Source organism: Streptomyces sp. NPDC050121 (genome assembly GCF_044460385.1).
Classification (GTDB): Bacteria; Actinomycetota; Actinomycetes; order Streptomycetales; family Streptomycetaceae; genus Streptomyces; species Streptomyces soliscabiei.
Map to the genome: position 1 here is coordinate 1 of NZ_JBITJV010000098.1, position 4,465 is coordinate 4,465.

General features: G+C 69.9%; 4 protein-coding genes. 3 read left to right on the forward strand and 1 reads right to left on the reverse strand.

The annotated features are described in order from the left end of the window. Window positions 1–264 precede the first annotated feature (264 nt). Window positions 265–720 (reverse strand): VOC family protein, encoded by a 456-nt coding sequence (locus ACIBTS_RS49170; protein WP_399328495.1) that lies wholly within the window; start codon window positions 718–720, stop codon window positions 265–267. Window positions 721–875: 155 nt separating this feature from the next. On the opposite strand from ACIBTS_RS49170, the gene ACIBTS_RS49175 reads away from it, so the two are divergent. The 3 genes from ACIBTS_RS49175 to ACIBTS_RS49185 all read left to right on the forward strand — a co-directional run. Beyond that, the gene (locus ACIBTS_RS49175) at window positions 876–2,159 is read left to right on the forward strand and encodes an aromatic ring-hydroxylating dioxygenase subunit alpha (RefSeq protein WP_399328497.1); all 1,284 of its coding nucleotides are present in this window, start codon (window positions 876–878) and stop codon (window positions 2,157–2,159) included. Beyond that, window positions 2,156–2,980 carry an SDR family NAD(P)-dependent oxidoreductase gene (locus tag ACIBTS_RS49180; RefSeq protein WP_399328499.1) on the forward strand — a complete coding sequence of 275 codons (825 nt, stop codon included), beginning with the start codon at window positions 2,156–2,158 and terminating at the stop codon, window positions 2,978–2,980. Before ACIBTS_RS49175 ends, ACIBTS_RS49180 begins: the two co-directional genes overlap by 4 nt. Window positions 2,981–3,011: 31 nt before the next feature. Next, on the forward strand, window positions 3,012–4,465 hold a 1,454-nt coding region (locus ACIBTS_RS49185; protein ID WP_399328501.1), incomplete at its 3' end, for a hypothetical protein.

Genomic DNA, 4,465 nt, shown 5'->3' on the forward strand with positions numbered 1-4,465 from the left:
TCCTGGCCGACATACAGATGCAGGAAGCCGGGCAGCTTGCCGGCCTCCATGAGTTTGCCCGCCTCGGTCTCGAACAGCCGGATGCGCACCATGCGCTCGTGCAGATCCCTGATGACCTGCGCGGATACCTGGTGTGTGGCCGCATCGGCCGACTTCTTCTGAGCCATCGTCCGCCCCTTCGCCCGAGGGAGGTGTGCCACGGAAGTGGACTTTCTAGTGTCGCTCTACAGTAACCAGCACCACGCACCTTACTGAACAGGTTCTCTAATTACTACGCCCCGGACCCGACTCCTCGCCCCGGTCGTCCACCAGCTCCACCGCGTTGCCCTCCGGATCCGCCCAGAAGGTGATCCGCCGACCGTGCGCACGGACGACCACCGGGTCCGACAGGGGCTTGGCGCCCGCGGCCCCCAGTGCGGCCACCACGGGGTCCACGTTGTCGACGCAGAAGGTGAGATACGACAGCCCCGCACGTTCGGCCAGCGGATGCGCCACGAGGGCCGGCACCGCGGGCGACGAGGGAAGAATCAGCTTGACGCACCCTCCGGAGGGCACCTGCAGCCAGACGACGTCCAGCTCGCCGCCCAGTCCGGCCGGGCCGCCGACGGCCACCGGTACGCGCGAGCGGCGCACGGGGCGACAACCGATCACGTCGCAGTAGAAGCGCTCCATCGGCCCCAAGTCCCGTACCACCAGGCCCACCTCGAACGGTCGGACCATGACCATCGCACCCACCCCTACGGGAGATCGAACCGCAACTTCGCCACTTTCTATTGACAGACAACACTAAGTCCTGTTGCAGTTTCGGACACAACCCAGCTGTCGCATTCCGAAGCCGGTCACCGGCTCGCGGCTGGGAGGATTGTGAGGACATCGTGGTCCAGACCAGTTCGCCGGAGATCCGGGAGACAGACGCCGACCGCAACCCGCCCTCGGCCCCCGCATACTCCTCGTGGATCAGCCAGGACCGGTCCACCGACGCCGCATCCCTGACAATGCGGCGGGAGGCCGCCGAACTCGTCGAGCGCGTGATGGCGCACTACCGCGCCAACACGACGCACGAGGCGGACGGCCAGTGGACGGAACCCGTCGCCAACTACCTCGACGCCGACCGCTGGCGGCGCGAGACGGACGCCGTCCACCGGAGCGTCCCGCTGCCGCTCGCCATGTCCTGCGAGCTTCCCGGACCGAACACCTACAAGGCGATCGACGTGCTCGGCATCCCCGTGCTGATCACCCGGGACCGCCAGGGCGCCGTGCACGCGATGATCAACGCCTGCCGGCACCGGGGGGCCAAGCTCCTCGAACCCGGCTGCGGGGTGTCGAAGCGGCTCACCTGCCCGTACCACTCGTGGTCGTACGACCTGGCCGGGGAGCTGCGGGGGGTCTACGCCGAGAAGACCTTCGGCGAGGTTCCGCGCGAGGGCCGCGGCCTCGTCCGACTCCCGGCCGGGGAGCGCGCGGGGATCGTGTTCGTCTCGCTGGACCCGGCGGCCGAGCCCGACCTGGACGCCTGGCTGGGCGATCTGCAGCCCCTGCTGGAGGGCATGCGGCTGGCCGAGTGCCACCACTACGCCACCAGCGAGCTGACCAGTCCCAACTGGAAGGTCACCCTCGACGGATATCTGGAGACGTACCACTTCGCCTCGCTGCACCCGAAGACGGTGTTCGAGACGAACCTCTCCAACATGATGGCCCACGACACCTGGGGCCCCCACCAGCGCATCGCACCGGCCCTGCGCCCCATCGCGCAGGCGGTCGAACTGCCGCCGGACCAGCGCGATCCGGGCGACTGCGTCGGGCCCATCTACTGGCTCTTCCCGGGCCTCGCGATCGCCGGCGGCTGGCGCCAGAAGATCGCCGTCTCCCTGGTGCTGCCGCGGACGGCCACCGAGTCGGTGACCCAGCAGATCATCCTGCTGCGGGAGCCGGCGGTCACCGAGGAGGAGCGCCAGGCCGCCGACCAATTCGGCGAGTGGTTCCACGAGGTGGTCCGCGACGAGGACTACGCGACCACCTACGGAGTCCAGCAGGGTCTCAAGGCCCTCGACGGGACCGACTTCGTCTTCGGACGCAACGAGCCCGGACTCCACCACTTCCACCGCACCATCCACCAACACCTGGAAGACGGCGCCCAAGCCGCCAGAGCCACCAGGTGACGAACCAACAACACTCGCGGGAGAACACCATGGTGGCTACGGGCAGCCTCGACGGACGTGTCGCGGTGATCACGGGCAGCACGCGCAGTATCGGCCGCGCCATCGCCGAGGCCTTCCTGGCCGACGGCGCCACGGTCGTCGTCAGCGGCCGTTCCGAGATCAAGGGCAAGCAGGCCCTGGAGGAGATGGGCGCCGGGGACCGGGCCGTCTTCCACCCCTGCGACGCCAACAGCCAGGAGGACATCGAGGGCCTCGCCGACTTCGCCGCCGAGCGCTTCGGCAGGCTCGACATCTGGGTCAACAACGTCGGCGGCAGCTCCGGCTTCGCCCCCATCCACCAGCTCAGCGACGAGGCGTGGCACGACGCCCTCAACCTGAACGTCAACGGCTACTTCTACGGCACCCGCCGGGCGCTGCCGAAGATGCTGGAGCACGGCTGGGGCCGCGTCATCAACATCTCCTCCGTCGAGGGCAAGCAGGCCAACAAGCCGGGGATCAGCCACTACATCACCAACAAGCACGCGATCCACGGCCTCACCAAGGCGACCGCCTTCGAGTACGGCACCCAGGGCATCACCTGCAACGCCATCTGCCCCGGCGCCGTCGACACCGACCTGATGCGCGCCGCGGGGCCGGCCGCTGCCGAGGCCGAGGGCATCAGTTACGAGGAGTGGCTGAGCCGCTTCGCCGAGCACGCCGCCACCAAGAAGATCACCACGGTGGAGCAGATCGCGGCGGTCGCCTCGCTGCTCGCGAGCGAGGCGGGGGCGGGCATCACCGGCGCACTGATCAGTGTCGACGGCGGAACGGCGCAGTGGTAGGCGCGGGTACGGACAGCGGGAGACCTCGGTCATGAAGAGCTGGATCACGGACTGGCAGCGCAGTGAGCGGCTGCCGCACTACACCCGCGCCAACGCGGGCGAGACCCTGCCGGAACCCGCCAGCCCGCTGGGCTGGACCCTGGTCTGGGGGCAGGGCCTGCAAGGCTGGCGTCGCGGCTTCGTCGGCTTCGGCATCTACCGCGAGGAGGAGGTGGCCGGCCCCCGACCGCCGTTCGTCGGCATGTTCGGCGGCCACTTCTACCTCAACCTGTCCCACATGCGGCTGTTCGGCATCCGTATGGGCCAGACGGCGGACCAGATCGACGCGGCCTTCGTCGGTCAGCGCTCCGACACCCCGGTGTATGTGGGGCACCCGGACGACCAGGACGAGGAGCTGACCGCAAAGGCGGGCGGAACTCTTCAGCGGATGCTCGGCCAGAGCGGCTTCCCGGAGGCCGACGCCGACCGGCATCGTCTGCGCGCACTGCGCCGCTCCCGGCCCGACCTGACGCGGCTGTCGGAGGCCGAACTGGTGGCGCACGCACGGTCGTTGCTGGACGAGGTGGAGACGACGTTCCAGCGGCACGTCGAGTCCTCGCTGCCCGCATCCGTCGGACCGGCGATCCTCGGCCCGCTGTGCGCGAGCGTGGACCGCCCCGGCGCCATGCTCGACCTCATCGGCGGTCTCGGCGACGTCGACTCCGCCTCCCCCTCGACCGGACTGTGGACGCTGTCACGGCAGGTGGCGGCCTCGGCCGAGCTGAGCGCGCTGTTCGACCGGGGTCCGGCCGCCGTGGAGCAGGCCCTCGACACCGCGACCGGGGACGTGAAGACGTTCCGCGACGCCTTCGAGGAGTTCCTGGCCGAGTCCGGCGACCGCGGCCCCAACGAGTGGGACATCCACGCGCTGTCCTGGGAGGCGGCACCGGTCCAGGCGCTGGCCCTGGTCGACCGGATCCGCCACAGTCCCGACGACGACTCCCCCGCCGCCCGCCGGACACGGCTGACCGAACGGCGCGAGCGGACGGCGCAGGAGATCCGGGCCGCGCTGCCCGAGGAGACACAGCCCATGTTCGACGCCGGCATGCACGCCTCCCAGGTGTGGATCCCGGCCCGCGAACGTACCAAGGCGAACTGCGTCACCGTCGTCAACGAGATCCGTATGGCCGTACGGGAGCTCGGCCGCCGCGGTGTCGAGGCGGGGCTCTTCGCCCGGCCCGAGGACGTGATGATGGTGCTGGACACCGAGCTCGACGACTATGTCGCCGCCCCGGAGTCCTTCGGCCCCGTCATCGCGCGGCGACTCGAGGAGTACGCCGCCCTGCACGATCTGGAGCCGCCGTTCTTCGTCGCCGACGACACGCAGACCGACATCGGCACCTGGCCGCGGCGCGCCGAGGAGCGGACCCTGGCGGCCGTCGAGGGTGATGTCCTCGGTGGTGTGGGCGGCAGCCACGGCACGTACACCGGCAGGGTGCGGGTGGT

Excerpts from the sequence above, each read along its gene's own strand:
- ACIBTS_RS49170 (WP_399328495.1), bottom strand. The coding sequence starts at position 720 with ATGGTCCGACCGTTCGAGGTGGGCCTGGTGGTACGGGACTTGGGGCCG.